Raw genomic sequence first — 19,342 nt, 5'->3', positions numbered from 1 at the left:
CCGAAGATGCCCGGAGCGATTTGCTGCAACGCAGCAGAAGTGTGACAAAGCATGTCTGGCGGTCAGGCCGAGAGCAGGCGGATCTCCACGCGCAGGCCGCCCTGCGGTCGATTGTGCAGCGCCAGCGCTGCGCCTTCCCGGCTCACGATCCGCTGGACGATGGTCAGGCCCAGGCCCAGGCCCGAGGTGTTGCGCGCCCGGGCGCTGTCGAGACGGCTGAAGGGTTCGAGCACCTGGGCCATGTCGGCCTCGGGGATGCCGGGACCGTCGTCCTCGACAGCGACGACCACCTGGCCGTCTTCGCGCTGCAAAATGATGTCGCCGTGTCCGCCATAGAGGATCGCGTTCTGCAGGAGGTTGCCGAGCGCCCGCTTCATCGACAGCGGCCGGACCTCGACCAGCAGGCGCTCGGGGCCGGCGTAGCGGGCCTGGTGGCCGGCGTCCGTGGCGGCGTCGACCAGGGTCATGGCCATGGCCGCCAGGTCGACCAGCCGTCGCGGTTCCGGATCCTCGTCGCCGCTCAGATAGGCCAGCAGGGAATCGAGCATGGCGGTCATTTCGTCGACATCGGCCTCCATGGCCTCGCGGGCGGCCTTGTCGTCGATGAAGCTGGCGCGCAGGCGAAGGCGTGACAGGGGCGTGCGCAGGTCGTGACCGACGGCGGCCAGGGCCTGGGTGCGGGCCGAGATCAGGTCGGCGATGCGCGCCTGCATGGCGTTGAAGGCCTTGGCGACCAGCTTCAGGTCGCCGGCGCCCTCCTCGGCGATCCGCACCGGGGCGCCCTGGCCCACGGCGTTGGCGGCGCTGGCCAGGGCGCGCAGCGGGGCGCTGAGGTTGCGCAGGACCAGGATGGAGGCCAGCAGCACGCCCAGCGCCAGGATGAAGGCCGATCCCACCCCGCCGAGCACCGTCGCCCAGGGCGCAGCCCGCACCTGGGTCTGGAGCATCAGCCAGGAATGGTCGCGCATCCTCAACGCCACCTTCAGCCTGGCCCCGCCGGGCCAGGCGCGCTCCGGCCACCGGACGATCCGCAGTTCCCGGGTCCGCAGGCTGGGCTCCCAGGCCTGCAACCGCTCGCGCAGGCGCCGGTCGGCCGGCCGGTCCTCGCCCGGCGGCGTCGTGGGGATCTGGCTCCAGGACAGGGCGATGCGGCCGGTCGACAGGGCGCGGGCCCGGCCTGGCCGCGCCTCCGGCGGCAGGTCGGCGAGCAAGCCGTCGGTGACGACCAGCTGTTCGGCCAGGCGCCGGGCCTGATGACCCTGGCTGATATAGAGATCGCTGCGTTCGAACAGGATCGAGCTGCCGACGAACTCCAGCAGCACCGCCAGCATCAGCACCAGCGAAACCTGCCCCACCAGCCTCTGGGGCCACAGGCGTTGAGTCATCGCCGCTCGACGGGCGCGGTGAAGATATAGCCCACGCCCCGCACCGTCCGTAGCAGGGGTTCGGCCTGGACCGCGGCCAGCTTGCGGCGCAGGCGGCTGACCAGGACGTCGATGCTGCGGTCCGACGCGTCGGCCAGGCGGGTGCGCGACATCTCCAACAGGCGTTCGCGCCCGATCACCCGCTGGGGCGAGCTGACGAAGGCCAGCAGCAGGTCGAACTCGGCGCCCGACAGGTCGACGACGGCGCCTTCGGGCGAGATCAGCTCCCGCCGTCCCGGATCCAGCGTCCAGTTGGAGAAGGCCAGCAGCTGATAGCCGCGGGGCGCGCTCTGGGCGCCGCCCTGGGTGCGGCGCAGGATGGCGCGGATGCGGGCGACCAGTTCCCGGTTGCTGAACGGCTTGGCGATGTAGTCGTCTGCGCCCAGCTCCAGGCCGATCAGCCGGTCGGTCTCCTCGTCCCGGGCGCTGAGGATGATGATCGGCACCTGGCTGGAGCGCCGCAGGGCCCGGCACAGTTCGAAGCCGTTCGATCCCGGCAGCATGATGTCGAGCAGGATCAGGTCGATCGGATTGGCGTCGATGACCCTGGCCATCTCGGCGCCGTGCGCGGCGCTGAGCGGATGAAAGCCCTCCTCGCGCAGGACCCGGGACAGCAGGGTTCGTAGGGAGGGATCGTCTTCGACGATCAGCACGACAGGCGCGGTTGAGACCATGGCGAGTTCGCGCTGGAGATCGAGCATTCCGTAGCCTGAAGAAGTGTCACACCGGAGCGCGGCCCGGGAACCGCTGTCGCTATCTAGGCGCGGGCGCCCTTGGGACAAGTCTTTCGGCTCAAGTTTCTCAAGAGGCCACGGTATTTCCGCGTTCATCCGCTTTTTGGGCGAAATTTTCAGCAGCTGTCTCTCCGAAAAATGGGCAATAGGCGATCGCGTGAATCATTTTCAACAATAATATGTCGACTAAACTCTCATTCATTGTAGAATTGACTGCAAGCTTTGCTTTGCGAATAGGCAAGCGCCGCCGGAACATGTCGGCGCGGCGCGAGCCGTCAGAGTCCTTCGCCCGACGGCGGACTTCGCGGCAGATCGCCAAATTGTCCGCGTTCCGCCTCGTACCGGGGGACAAACGAGGCGGAACGCGGACGGCCGGGCTCGGGGGCGGGAGCCCGGCCGCCGGGACGGACGCGGCTAGGCCGCCCGGCAATTCTCGGCGACGACGGCGCGCGCCTCGGCCGCTCCCCGCGCCGCGTGCTCGTCGGAGCGGAAGGCGACCAGGACCTTGCCCGGCCGCGCCTTGGTCCAGGCGACGCCGTCCTGCGTCCGGATCCGCTCCGCCGCCTGGCGGGCGCAGGCCGGATCGGACTGGGCGACGGTGATCGTCCTTTGGGCGGCTTGGCGGGCCACCGCTTCGGTATGGGCAAGGCCGGACCCGGCCGGCCCTGCGACGGCGGGCGCGACCGCCAGCAGGACGGCCGCGCCGCCAAGGAACGCTGATTTCATGATCTGAGGAACTCCAGGATTGCAGAGAAAGCTGACGCGGGATGGAAAGCGAGGACGCCTCTAGCCGGCCTCGGCCGAGGGGCCGGTCATGGCGTCCAGATGGGTCAGGCCGCGCCGGTAGTCCTCGACCGCCCGCAGCAGGCCCACGACCTCGGCCTGGACGATGGCCGCCCGATGCTCATGGGCGTCGCCGGCCTTGAACTTGAAGGTCCAGGGCTCCGGCGTCCCGGCGGCGGAGCGCTCGGCGATCTGGCGCAGGTGGGCCTCGTCGACGGCGAAGGTCACCTCCTCGAAACAGACCTCGCCGGCCTCGAACAGGGCGCAGTTCTGGGCGTTGTCGCGAACCTTGACCAAGGGCGCGCTCACCGGCCAGCTGGCGGTCTGGTAATTGACCTCGCCATAGCCCCGGAACGACCCGGGATATTTCAGGGTCTGGCGCACCTCGAAACGGGCCGCGCCCGTGCGCTTGTCGACCACCGCCCGCAGGTGGTTGTCGTTCCACGGCGTCCTGAAAAGCCCGCGCGTATGGCGGAACCCGTCCTCGGTGGAGATCACCGTCTCGGTCTCGAGATGGTCGTCGACGATTCGGGCCCGAGCCTGGAACTCCTCGGCCGCCATGGCCGCGAGCCTGGGCGGGACCTTCGGCGCTTGGGCGGCCGCCGGCGTCGTGGCGGCCAGGACGACCGCGAGCATCGCGGCCGATCCGGCCAGGGAGACGGGGGTGCGGGACACGAAAACCTCCTGCCATCGCGCCCCGCCGGGATCGGAACGCTCATCGTTCCTCTTCCCCCGGGGCGACATCGGTCTGGGGGTTGTTTTGCCCGGAGCGTTTTGCCCGAGCGCATCGCGATCGTGACAAAGTGTGACGGTTACGGACGATCACGAGAGCGGCCTCTGGCTGCCCAGGACCAACAAGGCCGCCAAGGCCGCGGCGGGCAGGAGGGGGAAATAGCGTCGCGGTTGCAGCCGCGACGCGCCGCGGACCGCTACATCTTGTAGACGAAGCTGAGCTGATAGCTGGGACCGAACGCGCCGGTCTCCTGCCAGAGATCTGCCTGGCCTTGCCGGCGATCCTGGCGCTCGGCGAGGGCTATGACGTGTTCATCGTCACCGACGCCTCGGGCGGCGTCTCGGCCGAAACCCACGACATGGCCGTGCGCCGCATGGTCGCCGTCGGGGCCGTGCCGATCATCTGGATGGCCGTGCTCTCCGAATGGCAGCGTGAATGGGCGCAAGAGGCGACGGCCGCCAGCCTCTCGGAAGTCATGCGCGATCATGGGGACGCCAGCGGCGTCGCCTCCGCTTGGGAACTGCAGTTCCTGGCGACTCGCGTCGAATCGGGCTCAGGCCGGCCTAGGATCCGCCCGGATGCGCAAAGATGTCGGGCCGGCGCGCCCGAGCCAGGCGCGCAGCGTCGACAACCGTCTGGGTGCGCTGATCGAAGCGATGCGCCTCAAGAACGCGCTCTTGTCCCGCCTTGGCGATCGGCCAGGCGGCGGCGGGATCCGCCAGGAGCGCGGCCACCCGCTCCAGGTCGGCGTCCAGGGTCTTCCAGCGATAGAACGCGATCTCCCGGTCCTCGACGAAATGCTCGTCCCACCAGGCGCCGTAGTCGGACACCACGGCTGCGCCGGCGAGCATAGCGCTCAGCGGACGCTCGTGCGAGCCGGCGCCGAAATTGGCGTTGACGTTCAGGACCAGCCTGGACGCCCGCATCAGTTGCGAGACCTCCGACAGGCTGACCGCCCCCATGCGCCGAAACGTCGGAAAATGTTCGAACTGTCCCTCATAGCCCGCGCCCACGATATGGACCGGCAGGCCCGCGGCGCCGGCGGCATCGAGCAGGGCGCGGCGGCGCACGCGTCGCACCTGTTCATGGATCGCCATCGCAAACTTGCGGGTGCGCTGGAGCGCGGGATCGGCCGGATCGAGGCCGTGGGCGCGCAGCGACAGGTCCAGCGCCTCGAGCGGTGCGACGAATTCCGCGCCGAGCGCGGTCTCCAGGGCCGTGTCGAAGATATCGCGCACCAAACCATCCTCGCCCCTCCACGCCGGTTCGCCCGGGCCGTAATAGGTGCCTGCGAACAGGAGCGGGATCGGACGACGCTCAACGAACGCCTCGGCGCTTTCGTCCGCGGCGGCCGGCTCGCCGACCGCCGCGTGCGGCCCAAATCCGATATGGGCGAAGCGCGCCTCGCCGAAGGTGGCGCGCACGGCCTCGACATGGGTGGGATCGACCAGGAGAAGAGCCGTCTCGGCCGCCGTGCTTTCCAGGCGGTCAAGATGGCTCAGCGGATAGTCGACATGTTGCAGGACGTGCGGCGCGCCAAAGACTTGGCCGACCGAACGGCCCTGCCGGTCGCGCTTCTCGCCAAGCATGCCCACCGTGTAGACGAAGGCGGTCGGACCGGCGGCGGCCTCGCGGGCCAGGGCCTCGTCCAGGTCCGGCTCGCCGAGCGCGTCGATCACCACGGCGCTGTAACCTTGTCGCGTGAACGCGTCGGCGAGCTCGTCGACGAAAATCCGCGTGGCGTCGTACTCGGACCGCCCCTTGACAAAGACCGCCCGCACAGACTCACCCCACGTTACAACCCCTTAGATGCAACCTAAGGCAATGGGGCCGCTCGCCATAACGAAACTTCGCGATCTGGCCGCCGGCCGTTCGCCTGCCTCGGCCAAAGCCAGGACGAGCCACAGCCTCGTCGGGGTGGTCATGAAGGCCGACCGCCAGGCTCGCAGGGTCTCGGCGTAGTGCAGGCGCAGCACCTCGATGTCGGTGACGACCAGGCCCGACCGCTCGACCGCCTTGACGATGTCCGACAGCGACGGCAGGTGGCCGCCGGGGAAGATGTAGCGGGTGATCCAGGGATTGGTCACGCTGGGCTCGTCCGAGCAGCCGGTGGTGTGCAGCAGCATCACCCCGTCGTCGGTCAGGCGGAGGGCGGTGACCCCTATTCCAGGTCTTCGGCCAGGATCGCCATCTCGAACATGAACGAGCCGTCCTCGTCTTCATCCTGGAAGACGACGCCGATGAACTCGCCCTTGACCTCGACCTCGGCGGAATCCTTCTGCTTGGGACGGGCCTTGAGGGCGATGTGGGGATTGCCGAAGGTGCGCTTCAGATGGCCTTCGAGCTTGGCGATGGTGGCGGCGTCCATGACGGCTCCTGGTCTCGGTGGGGCGCGCGGGGCGCGGTGTGTCGCCGGAAACTAGATCGCCGGTGGCGAAAGTGTAAGCGGTTTTGCTCGCGCGCGCTCGACCAGCTGTTGAGAACCGGCCGGCGGCGGGGTCGCCGCGCCCTGGGCGACCAGCCAATCGCGGAACCGGCGGGCGGCGCGCGACGCCCTGGCCTTGGGCATCAGGGCGCAGACCCGAGCCTGGCCGGGGATCATGCCCAGCGGGGCGACCAGGCGTCCGGCGGCCAGGTCGCCGGCCACGAAGGCCCAGGGCGCCACGGCCGCCCCGAGCCCGGCGGCTGCGGCCTCCAGCATGTAGAAATAGTGGTCGAACTCGCGATTGACCGCCGTCGGCGGCAGGACGATTCCAGCCGCGGCCTCCCACTCGGCCCAGCTTTCCAGGAAGGTGCGGGTGTGCAGCCGCGGCAGGCGGGCCAGGGCGGCCAGGTCGCCGGCCTGGGCGGCGAGCAGCGGCGAGACCACCGGGCCGACATGGTGGTCGAGGAACGGCGTGACGTCGGCGTCGGGCGAGGGCGGGGCGGTCGGCAGCCGCATGCGGATCGCCAGGTCGACGCCGTCGGCGCGGAAGTCGAACGGACCGTTGGACTCGACGATCCGCACCGGGATGTCGGGATGGGCGGCCACGAAGTCGGGCAGGCGGGGGATCAGCCACTTCATCGCGAAGGTCGGCAGGCAGGAGACCACCAGGGCCCGGTCGCCGGCCGCCGGCGGGCGGGGGACCGCCGCGTCGATCTGGTCGAAGGCCAGGGTCAGGGCCTGGGCCAGCTTCAGCCCGGCCTCGGTCAGCACCAGCCGGGTGCGGGGGCCTTCGGTCAGGGCCGCGCCCAGGTGCGCTTCCAGCTGGCGGATCTGGCGGCTGATCGCCCCGTGGGTGACGCACAGCTCGTCGGCCGCCAGGGTCATCCGCCCATGCCGGCCGAACGCCTCGAAGGCGCGCAGGGCGTTGAGCGGCGGAAGCGAGCGGGCGGCCATGTGACGAAACCTCACAGAAGGACGCTGATAAGTCGTTATTCCGCCGCGCGCAACCGGCCGATAACCACGCCATGAGCCCGCCCGTTCCGCCCCGCGTCACCCTCGCCCAATGGCTGGCCGTGCTGGCGGTCTGGGGTCTCGCCGCCTATGGCGCGCTGGCCGCCCGGCCGCAGGACGCGCCGCGCCAGCCGGTTCGCCTGATCGCCTGCCGGTAAGGGCCTACTTCCCCTCCGGCTTGACCAGCAGCGTCCACGACTTGTCGTCGCCCAGGAACTCGCGGGCCGCCTTCTGGACGTCGGCGGCGGTGACCCGCTGCAGGCCGGCCAGCACCGAGCGGGTGGCGTCCAGCAGGCGCGGGTCGGTCTGAGCCCCTGACAGGGCGTTCAGCCAGTATTCGTTGGTCTCGCGGGCCTTTTCGATCTGGTCGATGCGCGGCTTCTTGGCCCGCTCCAGCTCGTCCTCGTCGACCGGCTTGTCGCGCAGGTCGGCGGCGATCTGGCGGATGCTGGCCAGGACGCCGTCCATCTTGGCCGGCGGGACCTCGACGCCGACCGCCAGATAGCCCCAGTGCTCGAAGGAGACGCTGGCCGTGGCCGAGGCCGAGGGCGAATAGGTCGCCCCCTGCTTCTCGCGCAGTTCGTCGGTCAGGCGCAGCTGCATCACCTGGGCCAGGACCTGGACGTTGCGGGCCCGCTGCAGGTTGGAGAACAGGTCGTCGGTCTTCCAGGCCATGAACAGCTGGCCCTGGTCGGCCCGACCCTTGTGGGTGCGGACCACGGGCACAGGCGAGGGGGCGGGGAAGCCGGTCCGGGCGCCGGCCGCCGGGGCGGGCGTGTCGGGCCGGGGCGGCAGGGCCCCGAAGGTCTCGGCCACCGCGGCCACGGCCTTGTCGACGGTGATGTCGCCGACCACCACCACCTCGATGGAATCGGCGGCCAGCGGCGCGGCCAGCGTCGTCTTCAGCTGGTCCAGCGAGGCGGCGGCGATCTGCTGGCGGGTCGGGAAGGTCCAGCGGCCGTCGCCGACATGCATCAGCCCGCCGAGGTCGCGGTTCATCACGCCGCTGCTGGTGCTCTCCAGCTGGTCGTGGATGGAGCTGTAGTAGGTCTTGACCCGGGTGAAGGCCTCGGGCCGCCAGCCGCCCTCGACGGCGTAGGCGGCCAGCACCTGCAGTTCGGTGGACAGGTCCTCGGGCCGGGTGCGGCCCGACAGGCTGAAGGCGTCGTCCTCAACCCCCAGGCCGGCGTTCCACACCTTGCCGTTCAGCACCCGGTCCATGTCCTGGGCGGAGATCTGCTTGAGGCCGCCCTCGATATAGGCCGAGCCGGCCCACAGCGGGCTCTGGACGTCGGCCGGCAGGTCGAGCAGGCCGTGGCCGATCCGCGCCTTCACCAGGATCTGGTCGTCGCGGAACTTGGTCGGCTTGACCGTCAGCCGCACGCCATTGGCGAAGCGCACGAAGACCGTGTCGAGATCGGTGACGTCGCGCTGCTCGGCGACCTTGCCGATCGGCCCGAAGCTGGCATAGGGCCAGGTGGTGATCCCCGGCGCCGCCGGGGGCGAGACGGGGGTCTTGCCGGACTCGACATAGGCGTCGGCGACCGTCTTGTCGCCGCCGTCGATCGCCGTGGGGGTCGGCACGGTGATCAGCGGGCCGCTACCGGCGAAGGCGGCCTTCAGCCGGGCCGAGACCTTGTCGGCGGTCAGGCCCTTGGTCGCCTGTTCGAACACCGCCAGGTTCTGGGACGGGCTGGTGACGATCTCCTTGTCGCCCAGCGTGCCGACGATGGCGGCGGCCAGGCTGGTGGTGCGCTGGGTGGCCTCGCCGGCCGCGGCGGCCACGAAGCCCGCCCGCATGGCGGCGATCTCGCGGTCCAGCTCGTCCTGGCGCACGCCGTACTGCACGATCCGGCGCTGCTCCTGGTCGAGGGCGGTCATCGCCTCCTTCCAGCGCCCGGCCTGAGCGGTGGCGGCCAGGGTGGTGATCTGGGCGGCGTGCTCCTGGTCGCTCTGCTGGGCGACGCCGAAGATGAACGGCGGGGCGTCCGAGCGGGTCAGGGCCAGCAGCCGGCGGTTCAGCACCGAAAAGCCCAGGGCCTTGACCAGTTCGTCGGCGTCCTTGGCGCGGGTCTCCAGCTCCAGGTCCGGCGGGGCGACCCAGGCCATCTGCACTGACAGCTGGGCGCCCGGCTCCACCAGCACCTGGGTCGCCAGGCCGCGCTTGGCCACCGGACCGAGGTCCGGCTTCACGCCCGCCGGGCCCTGGCCCTTCCAGTCGCCGAACCGGGCCTTGATCTTGGCCTCCATGGCGTCGACGTCGAAGTCGCCCACCGCCACCACCACCGCGTTCTCGGGCCGGTACCAGGCCTGGTAGAAGTCGCGGATCCGCTGGGCCGGGGCGGTCTGCAGCACCTCGGTCTTGCCGATCGGCAGGCGCTGCGGCGGCCGCTGGCCGGCCAGCTGGAAGGCGAAGGTGTTGACGAACACCCGGTAGTTGGGGGTGTCGCGGGTGCGCTCCTCCGACAGCACCACGCCGCGCTCGCGGTCGACGGCGGCCGGGGCGATGGTCAGCTCGCCGGCCGCCTCGCGCAGCAGCATCAGCGAGCTGTCGACAGTGTCGTCATCGGTCTTGGGCAGGTCCAGCTGGTAGGTGGTCTCGCTGAAGCCGGTCGAGGCGTTGGTGTCGGCCCCGAACGCCAGGCCGTGGCGCTCGAGGATCTTGGTCATATCGCCCTCGGGGACGTTCTTGGACCCATTGAACGCCATGTGCTCGAGGAAGTGGGCCAGGCCCTGCTGCTCGTCGGTCTCCATCAGCGAGCCGGCGTCGAACCACAGGCGCAGGGCCGCCTGGCCGGGCGGGGTGGCGTTCTTCTGGATCGCGTAGCGCACGCCGTTGGGCAGCACCCCGAACCGCACCCGCGGGTCGGGGGCGACGTCGGACACCGCCTGCGGCCACTGGCCCGGCTTGACCGCGTCGATGGTCGGGGCGGCGGGGGCGGACGGCGTGGTCGCCGCAGCGACGGGGCGGTCGCCGGCCTTGGGATGGAACAGGGTCGCGCAGGCGGAGAGGCTGAGCCCGGCGGAGACGACGAGGGCCAGGCGCGAAACGCGGATCATGGGCGACCTTGAAAGGGAGGACGTCGGAAGGGCGACACCTTGGCCGCAGGCCGTGGCGCAAGCAAGGCGGCGCAGCGGCGAGGTTGAGTTCAGAGCTTTCCGGCTGGGCGCCGCGGTCGTCGCGCCGCTAGGCTGCGCGACTCTCGACGCGCTCTCCAGGAACGAACCCATGGCCCATGACGACCGCACCCGGACCATTCCGCGGCGGACGCCGGAATCGGCGGCGATGACGGCGGAGGTCCGGCGGGCCATGGCGATCACCGCCGCCCTCAACCGCCTGACCTTCGACGACGCCGACCAGGTCCGGGCCTTGTTCAGCGAGCTAATCGGCAGGCCGGTCGACGCCGGCTTCACGCTGATCCCGCCGTTCTACGCCACCGGCGGCGCCGACACCCGGATCGGGCGCAACGTCTTCGTGAACCAGAACTGCACCTTCTATGACCTGGGCGGCCTCGACATCGGCGACGAGGTGATGATCGGGCCGAACGTCAGCCTGATCACCTCCGGCCACCCGATCGACCCCGCCCAACGCCGCGCCGCGGTGGTCGCCAGGCCGATCGTGATCGAGAAGAACGTCTGGATCGCCGCCGGTGCGACGATCATCGGCGGCGTCACGGTCGGCGAAAATTCGGTGGTCGCCGCCGGCTCGGTCGTCACCCGCGACGTGCCGCCCAACAGCCTGGTCGGCGGCAATCCGGCCCGGATCCTGCGGTCGATCGCCGGCTGAGGCGCGAACGGTCAGGCCGGCCGGTAGATCTGCGCCATCGCGCCGCCGGGAAAGGCCTTCGCGCTGATCAGCTTGAGCGACAAGGGCGCGGCGAGGTCGGAGAACAGCGGCAGGCCCTGGCCCAGCGCCACGGGGGCGACGAGCAGGGTGAATTGGTCGACCAGGCCCTGGGCGACGAGGCTGCGGGCGAAGCGGACGCCGCCGTGGGCGATGATCGGCTTGCCCTCCTGGGCTTTCAGCCTGGCGATCTCCGCCGAGAGGTCGCCGCTGGCCACATGGGCCTGGGCCCAGCTCTCGCCGCCGGGCTGCGTGGCCGCCGTCGTCTTCACCGTCTCCAGGATCGCCGGTCCCTGCCGCGAGAAGACGGCTTTGGGAATCTGGTTCATCGGCGCGGCGAACGGGTCGGTGGAGATCGGCCACCAGGCGGCCATGTCCTGGAAGCTGCGGCCGCCCATGATGTGCAGGCCGGCGTTCCACAGATAGTCTACGGACCAGGCCTTGGCCTCCGGGTCGGCGCCGAACATCCACGTGTTTCGACCCTCCAGGTCGCTTACAAAGCCGTCGAGGGACATCGACATCTTCAGGATCAGCGCTCTCATGGTTTTCGTCTTTCAGCTTGGCGGTCTGATCCAAGGACGCCCCTGATCGACAGGTCCCGACAATGCGCGATCTCTTTTTTGGCCGCACGCCGCGACCACAAGGCCGCCGCCGCGGCGGCCGAGATTCGTGGCCCCACCCTGGTGATGCGCAACGTCCGCGATTTCCGAGGCTGGGGCGGACCGGTCCTTAATCCGTGGGGCGCCTAAGCGACCGCCGCCGCCGCAACGCCCCGCCGCACCATCAGCGACGCCCCGGCCGCCACCAAGCCCGCAAAGCCGGCGATGACGAAGGCCTCCAGATATTGGCCCTGCTGGGCGCGGATCACCCCGGCCCCGATCGCCGCCGTCGCCGCGCCCAGCTGGTGGCTGGCCGCGATCCAGCCGAACACGATCGGGCCGTCGCGGTCGCCGAACGCCTCGGTCGCCAGCCGCACGGTCGGCGGTACGGTGGCGATCCAGTCCAGGCCGTAGAACACTGCGAAGGCCGACAGGCTGAGGATCGAGAAGTCCGAATAGGGCAGATAGATTAGCGACAGCCCGCGCACGGCGTAATAGACGAACAACAGCTTGCGCGGGTCGTAGCGGTCGGTCAGCCAGCCCGACAGGGTGGTGCCGAACAGGTCGAACAGCCCCATCAGCGCCAGCAGGCCGGCGGCCCTGACCTCGGGCATGCCGCGGTCGCCGCAGAAGGCGATCATGTGCACCCCGATCAGGCCGTTGGTGGTCAGGCCGCAGATGAAGAAGCCGCCGAACAGCAGCCAGAAGGTGCGGGTGCGGCTGGCCCGCGCCAGGGCCCCGAAGGCGGCGGACAGGGCGTTGGCGGCCGAGCCCTTGGCCGGGGCGGTCCAGTCGTCGGGGGCGCCGAACGGCCGCTGGCCGATGGCGTCGGGGCTCTCGGGGATCAGCAGCCAGCAGATCGGGGCCATGATCGCGGCGACGACGGCGACGGTCAGCACCACCGGCCGCCAGCCGCCATGCTCGGCGATCCAGGCCATGGCCGGCAGGAAGATCAGCGAGCCGGTCGCGGTGGCCGCGGTCAGCAGGCCCAGCATCAGGCCGCGCCGGGCCACGAACCAGCGATTGACGATCGTCGCGCCCAGCACCATGGCCACCGCCCCGCTGCCCAGGCCGGCCAGCACGCCCCAGGTGGCGACATACTGCCAGCTCTGGGTCATGAAGGCCGACAGCCCCGTCGACGCCGCCATCAGCAGCAGGGCCAGGCTGAGCGTCCGCCGCACGCCGAACGACTGCATCAGGGCCGCCGCGAAGGGGCCGGTCAGGCCATAGAGGAGGATGCCGATCCCCGCCGCCGTCGAGATCACCCCGCGGTCCCAGCCGAAGGCCTTTTCCAGCGGCAGGATCAGCACCCCGGGCGCGGCCCGGAGGCCAGCGGCCGACAACAGCGCCAGGAATGTCGCGGCGGCGACGACGAAGGCGTAGCGGGAACCAAGGGTGCGACGGAGAAGGGACATGGCGATGTAACCGATCGGTACGGGGGTTGTCTTCGCCTATACGTACCGGTAAGTAACATCGTCAAGCGCCATGTCGAAGATCGATCCAAAAAAGTCCTCGGACGTCCCCGAGCACCACCTGCCCTACGGTCCCGGTCCGCGCGCCGCCGAGCGGATCTTCGAGACCGCCCGCGAGCTGTTCTATCGCGAGGGCATCCGGGCGGTGGGGGTGGACGAGATCGTCACCAAGGCCGGGGTGACCAAGCCCAGCCTCTATCGCAGCTTCAAGTCCAAGGACGAGCTGGTGGCCGCAGTGCTGCGCGAGGTCGAGGCCGGCTTCTGGGACCGGTTCGAGGCGGCCGAGGCGGCCTTTCCCGACGATCCCAAGGCCCAGATGATCGGCTATTTCGAGGGGCTGGCGGCCCGATCGGGCGGGGCCGACTATCGCGGCTGCGCCCTCAGCAACGCCATGGTCGAATATCCCGACCGCGACCATGCCGGACGGGCCGTGTCCCAGGCCCACAAGCAGCAGTTGCGCGCGCGGCTGCGGGCCAAGGCGCAGGCGATGGGCGCCGCCGACCCGGCGGCCCTGGGCGATGCGCTGATGCTGCTGATCGAGGGGGTGTTCACCTCCAGCCAGATCTTCGACGACGACGACAAGCCGGCCCTGGCCGTGGTCGGCGCGGTCAAGGCGCTGATCGCGGCCTATTGCCCGCCGGCATGACCATGGGCGGCCACCCGCTCGACCGCCCGGTCTGGTCCGCCCTCACCGGACGCCAGGCCGAGCTGGCCAAGGTCGACGGCGGCGCCCTGCGGATGCATCCCGACTTCGGCCTGTTCGCCGCGGCGGCCGACCATGAACCCGCGACCCTGGCCGCCCTGGGCCGGCTGGTCCGCGCCCACGGCGGCGAGGTCGGGCTGGTCGAGCGCTTCGATCCGCCGCCGGTTCCGGGAACCACGGTCGTCAAGCGCGCCCTGTGCTGGCAGATGGTCGCCGAGACCCTGGCCGAGGCCAAGCCCGCCCCGTTCCCGATCCAGCCCCTGACCGACGCCGACGCGGCGGACATGCTGGCCCTGGCGACCCTGACCGCGCCGGGCCCGTTCTTCTCGCGCACCCACGCGTTGGGCGACTTCGTCGGCGTCAGGATCAATGGCCAGCTGGCGGCCATGGCCGGCGAGCGCCTGCGGCCCGACGGCTTCACCGAGGTCAGCGGGGTCTGCGCCCATCCCGACCACCGCGGCAAGGGTTACGCCGCGCGGCTGATGCTGCACGTGGCCGGCAAGATCGCCGAGCGCGGCGAGACCCCGTTCCTGCACAGCTACGCCGACAATGCTGGGGCCATCGTGCTGTACGAGGCGCTGGGGTTCCGGTTCCGGTGCGAGCAGGTGTTGACGGTGCTGGCGCCCCAATAAAACCGCTCATCCCGGCGAATGCCGGGACCCAAATGGAAGGGTGTTGAGGCTGACGCCAAGGGCTCAGAGCCCTTCCAATCATCCAGACCGCCATGGGATCTGGGTCCCGGCATTCGCCGGGATGAGCGGGTCAGAGGGGGGCAAACAAAAAGGACCCGGAAAGCTTGCGCCCTCCGGGTCCCTTCAAAACGCTCAGGCCTGAACCTAGGCTTCGATCGCGTTCGCCGCCCGCCGCGCCCAGCCGTAGAGGCCGACGATGACCACCGCCGCGGCGATCAGGGCGAAGATCATTCCCACGTGCTCGGCCGGGGCGAAGGGAACCTCCAGCGGGCCGGGCTTCTGGGTGGCGACGATCAGGCCGGCCAGGGCGACGTTGAACAGGCTCTCGCCGACGATGAAGCCCGACGCGATCAGCACCCCCAGCCGCTTGGCCGGCTCGCCCTGGCGGTCCTTGTCGACGATCTTGTCGTAGATCCAGCCGGCCACGGCCCCGACGACGACGGGGGCTGTGACGGCGCTGGGCAGGTAGATGGCCAGGCCCGCGCCCAGGGGCGGCAGGCTCAGCCGCCCGCCGCTGGTCCGCCGCAGGATGATGTCGACCGCCACCAGGCCCAGGCCGATCAGGGCCCCGACGCCGAGCAGGTTCCAGTTGAGGTCGCCGCCGATCACCCCCTTGGCCAGGGTCGAGATCAGGGTCGCCTGCGGGGCGTTGAGCGGCGTCGAGCCGGCCACGGTGCTGAGATTGGCCGCCCCGGCGAAGCCGTTCGACTGGTTCAGCAGCTCCAGCACGAAGGGGATGACCACCGCGCCGGCGACGACGCCGATGATCAGGGCCACCTGCTGCTTCCACGGCGTGGCGTCGACCAGCTGGCCGGTCTTCAGGTCCTGCAGGTTGTCGTTGGCGACCACCGCGACGGCCAGCACCATGGTGGTGACATAGAGGGCGTAGGCGACCAGGGCCTTGGCGATGTCGGGGCCGATCACCCCGCGGCCGACGACGCCGACCATCAGCGAGGCGCCCAGAACGGTCAGGATGGCGATGCCCGAGACCGGGCTGTTGGACGAACCGATCAGCCCGGCCATGTAGCCGCAGACCGCGGCGGCCAGCAGGCCGGCGACCAGCACATAGCCGACGCCGATTATCACCAGCGGCGCGGCCAGGCTGGTGATCGGGCCGCCGGTCAGGAAATGGGCCAGGAACCAGCCGGCCGGGGCCAGCAGCAGCAGCGACACCAGGCCGACGATGCCGATCGGGATGTCCTGCTCGGTGCGGGCGATCACCGCGCCGCCGACCTTGCGGGCCTTGCTGGCCTCGAAGGCCGACATCAGGCCCGACCAGATCGGCAGGGCCAGCTTGCCCAGGGTCCAGATCGCGGCGGCGCCGATGACGCCCGCGCCCATGAACCGCACCTCGGTCTTCCAGACGGTCAGGGCGTGGGTGGCGACATCGACGCCCGGCATCGGGTGCAGGCTGGTCATCACCGGCACCAGCACGCCCCAGGCGATGGCCAGGCCCGCGAACATCGCCGCCCCGACCGTGATGCCCATCAGGTGGCCCGCGCCCATCAGGGCCAGGGAGCTGGAGGCGCCCAGGCCGGTGGCGCCGGCTCCGGCCTTGAAATAGCCCGCCACCTCGGCGGCGAAGATCTTGGCGGCGGCCAGGGCGGCGAACAGGGCCGAGGCGACCGTACCCAGCACCACCGCCATCAGGCCCGCCTGCCCCTCGGCCGCGCCCTCGCGCGAGCCGGTGCCGACTTTCAGCACCTCGGCGGCGGCGACGCCCTCGGGATAGGGCAGGTCGGAATTGGTCACCAGGGCCCGGCGCAGCGGGATGGTGTACATCACCCCCAGCACGCCGCCGACCAGACAGGCCCCGAAGGTGGTCAGGAACGGCACGTGGCTCCACCAGCCGATCATCAGCAGGCCCGGCAGCACGAAGATCACCGACGACAGCGTCCCCGCCGCCGAGGCGATGGTCTGGACGATGTTGTTTTCTTGGATGGTCGCGGTCTTGAAGGCCCGCAGCAGGGCCATGGAGATCACCGCGGCCGGGATCGAGGTGGCGAAGGTCAGCCCGACCTTCAGGCCCAGATAGACCTGGGCGGCGGTGAAGACCAGGGTGATCAAGATCCCGAGCAGGACCCCTCGGGTGGTGAACTCCGAACGGGGAGTCGCGGCGGCGTCGGACGACATGCAGGGGTCCCAAAACAGTTAAGGCGGTCGGACCTTGCACGTCCGACCGCCCCTAACTCAAGTCTTGATCGCGATTTGGCGTTTTTGCGGTCGGCGGCGCCCTTGAACGCCGCCGACCGAAGAACGGGCTACAGCACGCCCAGCATCTCCGCGACCAGCGGGTGGCGGACGATGTCGCGGTCGGCCAGGCGGACCACGGCGATGTTCTCGACCGCCTCGAACCGGGCCGCCACGTCGGCCAGGCCGGAGATGCCGGGCAGCAGGTCGGACTGGTTGGGGTCGCCGGTCACCACCATGGTCGAGTTCCAGCCCAGCCGGGTCAGCAACATCTTCAGCTGCATGTAGGTGCAGTTCTGGGCCTCGTCGATGACCACGAAGGCGTTGTTCAGGGTGCGGCCGCGCATGAAGCCGACCGGGGCGATCTCGATCGCGCCCTCGGCCATCAGGGCCCGCATCCGCTTGACCGACAGCCGATCGCTGAGCGCGTCGTAGAGCGGCCGCAGATAGGGGGCCAGCTTGTCCTCCATGTCGCCGGGCAGGTAGCCGATCGACTCGCCGGCCTCGACGGCAGGGCGCGACAGCACGATGCGGCCGACCTTGCCGGCCTCCAGAGCCTCGACGGCCTTGGCGATGGCGATGTAGGTCTTGCCGGTGCCGGCCGGACCCAGGGCCATGATCAGATTCTTGTCGTCGATCGCCTCCATCAGCCCGGCCTGGCCTGGCGATTTGGGTTTTATGGTTTTGAGATAGCTCTGGTCGCGCTCCTCATGCCCTGGTCCGCTGCTCAACGGCGACCATGCGCTGCGATGCTCCACCGGCAGGCGACGCACCTTGCCGTCGTCGTAATGGCCCGCGTCGTTCGCACCTTCGCGCACGGTCCGCTTGAGAGCTCGCTTGGTCATGAAAGCCTCCATTCAGGCATGAAAAAAGGACGAAGCCGGATGGCGTCGTCCTTGTGGCAGGTGGGGAGGAAGAAAACGGCGACGCGTGCGCGGCCTGGCGGTTCGGAGCTTGCCCCCGAAGGCGGTAATGAACGCCCAAACCCCAAAACCGACACCCATGGTCTCCGCTATCGGGAGGCCGCGTCCGGAGATCGAGCGCGGCACGGATACGAGAAGAATGACTCCCGATATGGGAGTGTTCCCCCTCGAATCGCACAAATACAATGGGGGTCACATGGTTTATGAGCCGTTAAGGCGCCGGCTGCTTTCAGAACACGGGGTGTACGGATGACTGTCTATTCCTTGGGCGCCGCAAGTCCCACGCTTCCCCCGGACGGCGAATATTGGATCGCGCCGAATGCCGCGGTGATGGGAAACGTCGTCCTGGCCAGGAATTCCAGCATCTGGTGGGGCGCAATAGTTCGCGGAGATAATGATCCGATTACGATCGGCGAGAACAGCAATGTCCAGGACGGATCTGTACTGCACACCGACGTCGGCAGTCCGCTGGCGATCGGGGCGAATGTGACGATCGGCCACATGGTGATGCTTCACGGCTGCACGATCGGCGACGGCTCGCTGATCGGAATTGGGGCAATCGTGCTCAATGGGGCGAAAATCGGCCGGAACTGCCTGATCGGGGCCGGAGCCCTGATCACCGAGAACAAGGAAATCCCCGACAATTCGATGGTGGTCGGCGCGCCGGGCAAGGTGATCCGCGAGATCGGCGAGTCGCACGCCCTCGTCCTCCAGGCCTCGGCCCTGCACTATGTCGAGAACTGGAAGCGCTACCGGGCCGAGCTGGCGCGGGCGGACTGAAGGCGGCGGCCGCGCTCGCGGATCGCCAGCCGACGCCTATCTCTAGGGACCGTCAAACGAGGTTTCCCATGGATCATCGCCCGCTAGGCCGTTCCGGCCTGTCGATCGCGCCGCTGGTGTTCGGCGGCAATGTGTTTGGATGGACGGCCGACGAGGCCATGTCGCACCGGCTGCTGGACGCCTTCGTCGACGGCGGCTTCAACGCCGTCGACACCGCCGACGTCTATTCGGCCTGGGTCCCCGGCCACGCCGGCGGCGAGTCCGAGAGCGTCATCGGCCGCTGGCTGGCGGCGCGGGGCCGGCGCGACGACGTGCTGATCCTGACCAAGGTCGCCATGTGGTCGGCCCAGCCGGGCCTGTCGGCGGCCAATATCGTCGCCGCGGCCGAGGGCTCGCTCAAGCGCCTGCAGACCGACCACATCGACCTCTACCAGGCCCACCAGGACGATCCCCAGACGCCGCAGGACGAGACGCTGGAGGCGTTCGAGCGGCTGGTGAAGACCGGCAAGGTCCGGGCGATCGGGGCCTCGAACTTCCCGACCGACCGGCTGGCCCGGTCGCTGGCGGTCTCGGCCGACCGGGGCCTGGCCCGCTACGAGACGATCCAGCCGAAGTTCAACCTCTATGACCGCGACGAGGTCGAGGGCGAGCTGGCGGCCCTGGCGGCGCGCGAACAGTTGGGCGTGATCCCCTATTACGGCCTGGCCGCCGGCTTCCTGACCGGCAAGTACCGCCGCGCGGCCGACCTGGAGGGCAAGGCCCGCGGCCGCACCGTCGAGCGCTATCTGAACCCCCGGGGCCTGAAGATTCTTGAGGCTCTCGACGCTGCGGCCAGGGCGGTGTCGGCCACGCCGGCCCAGGTCGCCCTGGCCTGGATCATGGCCCATCCGGCCGTCACCGCCCCGATCGCCAGCGCCACCAGCGTCGAACAACTGACCGAACTGATGGGCGCGGCCCGGCTGACCCTGCCGGCCGAGGTGATCGAAAATCTCAGCGCGGCCGGCGCCGCCTAGCCCTCGGCAAGGGGGC

21 protein-coding genes are annotated in these 19,342 nt (G+C 69.9%); 6 read left to right on the top strand and 15 right to left on the bottom strand.

The window, feature by feature from the left end; translation table 11 throughout:
- Positions 1–62: 62 nt before the first annotated feature.
- The 10 genes from ACIPQB_RS10425 to ACIPQB_RS10380 form a co-directional block, all read right to left on the bottom strand.
- Positions 63–1,385 (bottom strand): ATP-binding protein, encoded by a 1,323-nt coding sequence (locus ACIPQB_RS10425; RefSeq protein WP_446485154.1) that lies wholly within the window; start codon positions 1,383–1,385, stop codon positions 63–65.
- On the bottom strand, positions 1,382–2,125 hold the full coding sequence (locus tag ACIPQB_RS10420) for a response regulator (protein WP_446485153.1): 744 nt from the start codon (positions 2,123–2,125) through the stop codon (positions 1,382–1,384). Before ACIPQB_RS10420 ends, ACIPQB_RS10425 begins: the two co-directional genes overlap by 4 nt.
- A gap of 100 nt (positions 2,126–2,225) precedes the next feature.
- Positions 2,226–2,477 carry a hypothetical protein gene (locus ACIPQB_RS10415; RefSeq protein ID WP_446485152.1) on the bottom strand — a complete coding sequence of 84 codons (252 nt, stop codon included), beginning with the start codon at positions 2,475–2,477 and terminating at the stop codon, positions 2,226–2,228.
- Between the two features lie 95 nt (positions 2,478–2,572).
- Positions 2,573–2,884, bottom strand: coding sequence for a hypothetical protein (locus ACIPQB_RS10410; RefSeq protein ID WP_446485151.1), 312 nt, complete (start codon positions 2,882–2,884; stop codon positions 2,573–2,575).
- Positions 2,885–2,944: 60 nt separating this feature from the next.
- Positions 2,945–3,616: a hypothetical protein gene (locus tag ACIPQB_RS10405; protein WP_446485150.1), complete on the bottom strand. Its 672-nt coding sequence runs from the start codon at positions 3,614–3,616 to the stop codon at positions 2,945–2,947.
- 254 nt (positions 3,617–3,870) lie between these two features.
- The gene (locus ACIPQB_RS10400; RefSeq protein ID WP_446485149.1) at positions 3,871–4,161 is read right to left on the bottom strand and encodes a hypothetical protein; all 291 of its coding nucleotides are present in this window, start codon (positions 4,159–4,161) and stop codon (positions 3,871–3,873) included.
- A 76-nt stretch (positions 4,162–4,237) separates the two neighbouring features.
- Positions 4,238–5,455: a glycosyltransferase family protein gene (locus ACIPQB_RS10395; protein WP_446485148.1), complete on the bottom strand. Its 1,218-nt coding sequence runs from the start codon at positions 5,453–5,455 to the stop codon at positions 4,238–4,240.
- A gap of 24 nt (positions 5,456–5,479) precedes the next feature.
- Positions 5,480–5,818 (bottom strand): class I SAM-dependent methyltransferase, encoded by a 339-nt coding sequence (locus tag ACIPQB_RS10390; RefSeq protein ID WP_446485363.1) that lies wholly within the window; start codon positions 5,816–5,818, stop codon positions 5,480–5,482.
- Positions 5,819–5,835: 17 nt separating this feature from the next.
- Positions 5,836–6,042 carry a DUF3126 family protein gene (locus tag ACIPQB_RS10385; protein ID WP_446485147.1) on the bottom strand — a complete coding sequence of 69 codons (207 nt, stop codon included), beginning with the start codon at positions 6,040–6,042 and terminating at the stop codon, positions 5,836–5,838.
- A gap of 51 nt (positions 6,043–6,093) precedes the next feature.
- Positions 6,094–7,053 carry a LysR substrate-binding domain-containing protein gene (locus ACIPQB_RS10380; protein ID WP_446485146.1) on the bottom strand — a complete coding sequence of 320 codons (960 nt, stop codon included), beginning with the start codon at positions 7,051–7,053 and terminating at the stop codon, positions 6,094–6,096.
- A gap of 71 nt (positions 7,054–7,124) precedes the next feature.
- Between ACIPQB_RS10380 and ACIPQB_RS10375 the strand changes: the two genes are divergently transcribed.
- Positions 7,125–7,268, top strand: coding sequence for a hypothetical protein (locus tag ACIPQB_RS10375; protein ID WP_446485145.1), 144 nt, complete (start codon positions 7,125–7,127; stop codon positions 7,266–7,268).
- Between the two features lie 4 nt (positions 7,269–7,272).
- Here ACIPQB_RS10375 and ACIPQB_RS10370 read toward each other — a convergent pair whose 3' ends face one another.
- Positions 7,273–10,170 (bottom strand): M16 family metallopeptidase, encoded by a 2,898-nt coding sequence (locus ACIPQB_RS10370; protein WP_446485144.1) that lies wholly within the window; start codon positions 10,168–10,170, stop codon positions 7,273–7,275.
- A gap of 169 nt (positions 10,171–10,339) precedes the next feature.
- Between ACIPQB_RS10370 and ACIPQB_RS10365 the strand changes: the two genes are divergently transcribed.
- Complete coding sequence (locus ACIPQB_RS10365) at positions 10,340–10,897, top strand: sugar O-acetyltransferase (RefSeq protein WP_446485143.1); 558 nt, start codon at positions 10,340–10,342, stop codon at positions 10,895–10,897.
- 11 nt (positions 10,898–10,908) lie between these two features.
- On the opposite strand, the gene ACIPQB_RS10360 is transcribed toward ACIPQB_RS10365, so the two are convergent.
- Both ACIPQB_RS10360 and ACIPQB_RS10355 read right to left on the bottom strand, forming a co-directional pair.
- On the bottom strand, positions 10,909–11,496 hold the full coding sequence (locus tag ACIPQB_RS10360; protein ID WP_446485142.1) for a dihydrofolate reductase family protein: 588 nt from the start codon (positions 11,494–11,496) through the stop codon (positions 10,909–10,911).
- Between the two features lie 203 nt (positions 11,497–11,699).
- A complete protein-coding gene (locus ACIPQB_RS10355; RefSeq protein WP_446485141.1) occupies positions 11,700–12,968 on the bottom strand; it encodes an MFS transporter in 1,269 nt (422 codons plus the stop codon).
- Between the two features lie 70 nt (positions 12,969–13,038).
- On the opposite strand from ACIPQB_RS10355, the gene ACIPQB_RS10350 reads away from it, so the two are divergent.
- Positions 13,039–13,671, top strand: coding sequence for a TetR/AcrR family transcriptional regulator (locus tag ACIPQB_RS10350; RefSeq protein ID WP_446485140.1), 633 nt, complete (start codon positions 13,039–13,041; stop codon positions 13,669–13,671).
- 2 nt (positions 13,672–13,673) lie between these two features.
- The gene (locus tag ACIPQB_RS10345; protein WP_446485362.1) at positions 13,674–14,360 is read left to right on the top strand and encodes a GNAT family N-acetyltransferase; all 687 of its coding nucleotides are present in this window, start codon (positions 13,674–13,676) and stop codon (positions 14,358–14,360) included.
- A 204-nt stretch (positions 14,361–14,564) separates the two neighbouring features.
- Here ACIPQB_RS10345 and ACIPQB_RS10340 read toward each other — a convergent pair whose 3' ends face one another.
- Positions 14,565–16,553 carry an OPT family oligopeptide transporter gene (locus tag ACIPQB_RS10340; RefSeq protein WP_446485139.1) on the bottom strand — a complete coding sequence of 663 codons (1,989 nt, stop codon included), beginning with the start codon at positions 16,551–16,553 and terminating at the stop codon, positions 14,565–14,567.
- Positions 16,554–16,681: 128 nt separating this feature from the next.
- Complete coding sequence (locus ACIPQB_RS10335) at positions 16,682–17,467, bottom strand: PhoH family protein (protein ID WP_446485138.1); 786 nt, start codon at positions 17,465–17,467, stop codon at positions 16,682–16,684.
- Between the two features lie 315 nt (positions 17,468–17,782).
- Here ACIPQB_RS10335 and ACIPQB_RS10330 point away from each other — a divergent pair, with 315 nt between their 5' ends.
- Both ACIPQB_RS10330 and ACIPQB_RS10325 read left to right on the top strand, forming a co-directional pair.
- Entirely contained in the window at positions 17,783–18,313 is a 531-nt protein-coding gene (locus tag ACIPQB_RS10330) for a gamma carbonic anhydrase family protein (protein ID WP_446485137.1), read from the top strand.
- 68 nt (positions 18,314–18,381) lie between these two features.
- The gene (locus ACIPQB_RS10325) at positions 18,382–19,326 is read left to right on the top strand and encodes an aldo/keto reductase (RefSeq protein WP_446485136.1); all 945 of its coding nucleotides are present in this window, start codon (positions 18,382–18,384) and stop codon (positions 19,324–19,326) included.
- Positions 19,327–19,342: the final 16 nt, after the last annotated feature.

Source organism: Caulobacter sp. LARHSG274, assembly GCF_052871235.1.
This window is presented reverse-complemented; position numbering and strand designations above follow the sequence as displayed.

Bases quoted from the DNA above. Each gene is read 5' to 3' on its own strand.
- ACIPQB_RS10425 (WP_446485154.1), bottom strand. From the start codon at position 1,385: ATGACTCAACGCCTGTGGCCCCAGAGGCTGGTGGGGCAGGTTTCGCTG.
- ACIPQB_RS10420 (WP_446485153.1), bottom strand. From the start codon at position 2,125: ATGCTCGATCTCCAGCGCGAACTCGCCATGGTCTCAACCGCGCCTGTC.
- ACIPQB_RS10410 (WP_446485151.1), bottom strand. From the start codon at position 2,884: ATGAAATCAGCGTTCCTTGGCGGCGCGGCCGTCCTGCTGGCGGTCGCG.
- ACIPQB_RS10400 (WP_446485149.1), bottom strand. From the start codon at position 4,161: ATGATCGCGCATGACTTCCGAGAGGCTGGCGGCCGTCGCCTCTTGCGC.
- ACIPQB_RS10385 (WP_446485147.1), bottom strand. From the start codon at position 6,042: ATGGACGCCGCCACCATCGCCAAGCTCGAAGGCCATCTGAAGCGCACC.
- ACIPQB_RS10380 (WP_446485146.1), bottom strand. From the start codon at position 7,053: ATGGCCGCCCGCTCGCTTCCGCCGCTCAACGCCCTGCGCGCCTTCGAG.
- ACIPQB_RS10375 (WP_446485145.1), top strand. From the start codon at position 7,125: ATGAGCCCGCCCGTTCCGCCCCGCGTCACCCTCGCCCAATGGCTGGCC.
- ACIPQB_RS10370 (WP_446485144.1), bottom strand. From the start codon at position 10,170: ATGATCCGCGTTTCGCGCCTGGCCCTCGTCGTCTCCGCCGGGCTCAGC.
- ACIPQB_RS10365 (WP_446485143.1), top strand. From the start codon at position 10,340: ATGGCCCATGACGACCGCACCCGGACCATTCCGCGGCGGACGCCGGAA.
- ACIPQB_RS10360 (WP_446485142.1), bottom strand. From the start codon at position 11,496: ATGAGAGCGCTGATCCTGAAGATGTCGATGTCCCTCGACGGCTTTGTA.
- ACIPQB_RS10355 (WP_446485141.1), bottom strand. From the start codon at position 12,968: ATGTCCCTTCTCCGTCGCACCCTTGGTTCCCGCTACGCCTTCGTCGTC.
- ACIPQB_RS10350 (WP_446485140.1), top strand. From the start codon at position 13,039: ATGTCGAAGATCGATCCAAAAAAGTCCTCGGACGTCCCCGAGCACCAC.
- ACIPQB_RS10345 (WP_446485362.1), top strand. From the start codon at position 13,674: ATGGGCGGCCACCCGCTCGACCGCCCGGTCTGGTCCGCCCTCACCGGA.
- ACIPQB_RS10340 (WP_446485139.1), bottom strand. From the start codon at position 16,553: ATGTCGTCCGACGCCGCCGCGACTCCCCGTTCGGAGTTCACCACCCGA.
- ACIPQB_RS10335 (WP_446485138.1), bottom strand. From the start codon at position 17,467: ATGGAGGCTTTCATGACCAAGCGAGCTCTCAAGCGGACCGTGCGCGAA.
- ACIPQB_RS10330 (WP_446485137.1), top strand. From the start codon at position 17,783: ATGACTGTCTATTCCTTGGGCGCCGCAAGTCCCACGCTTCCCCCGGAC.
- ACIPQB_RS10325 (WP_446485136.1), top strand. From the start codon at position 18,382: ATGGATCATCGCCCGCTAGGCCGTTCCGGCCTGTCGATCGCGCCGCTG.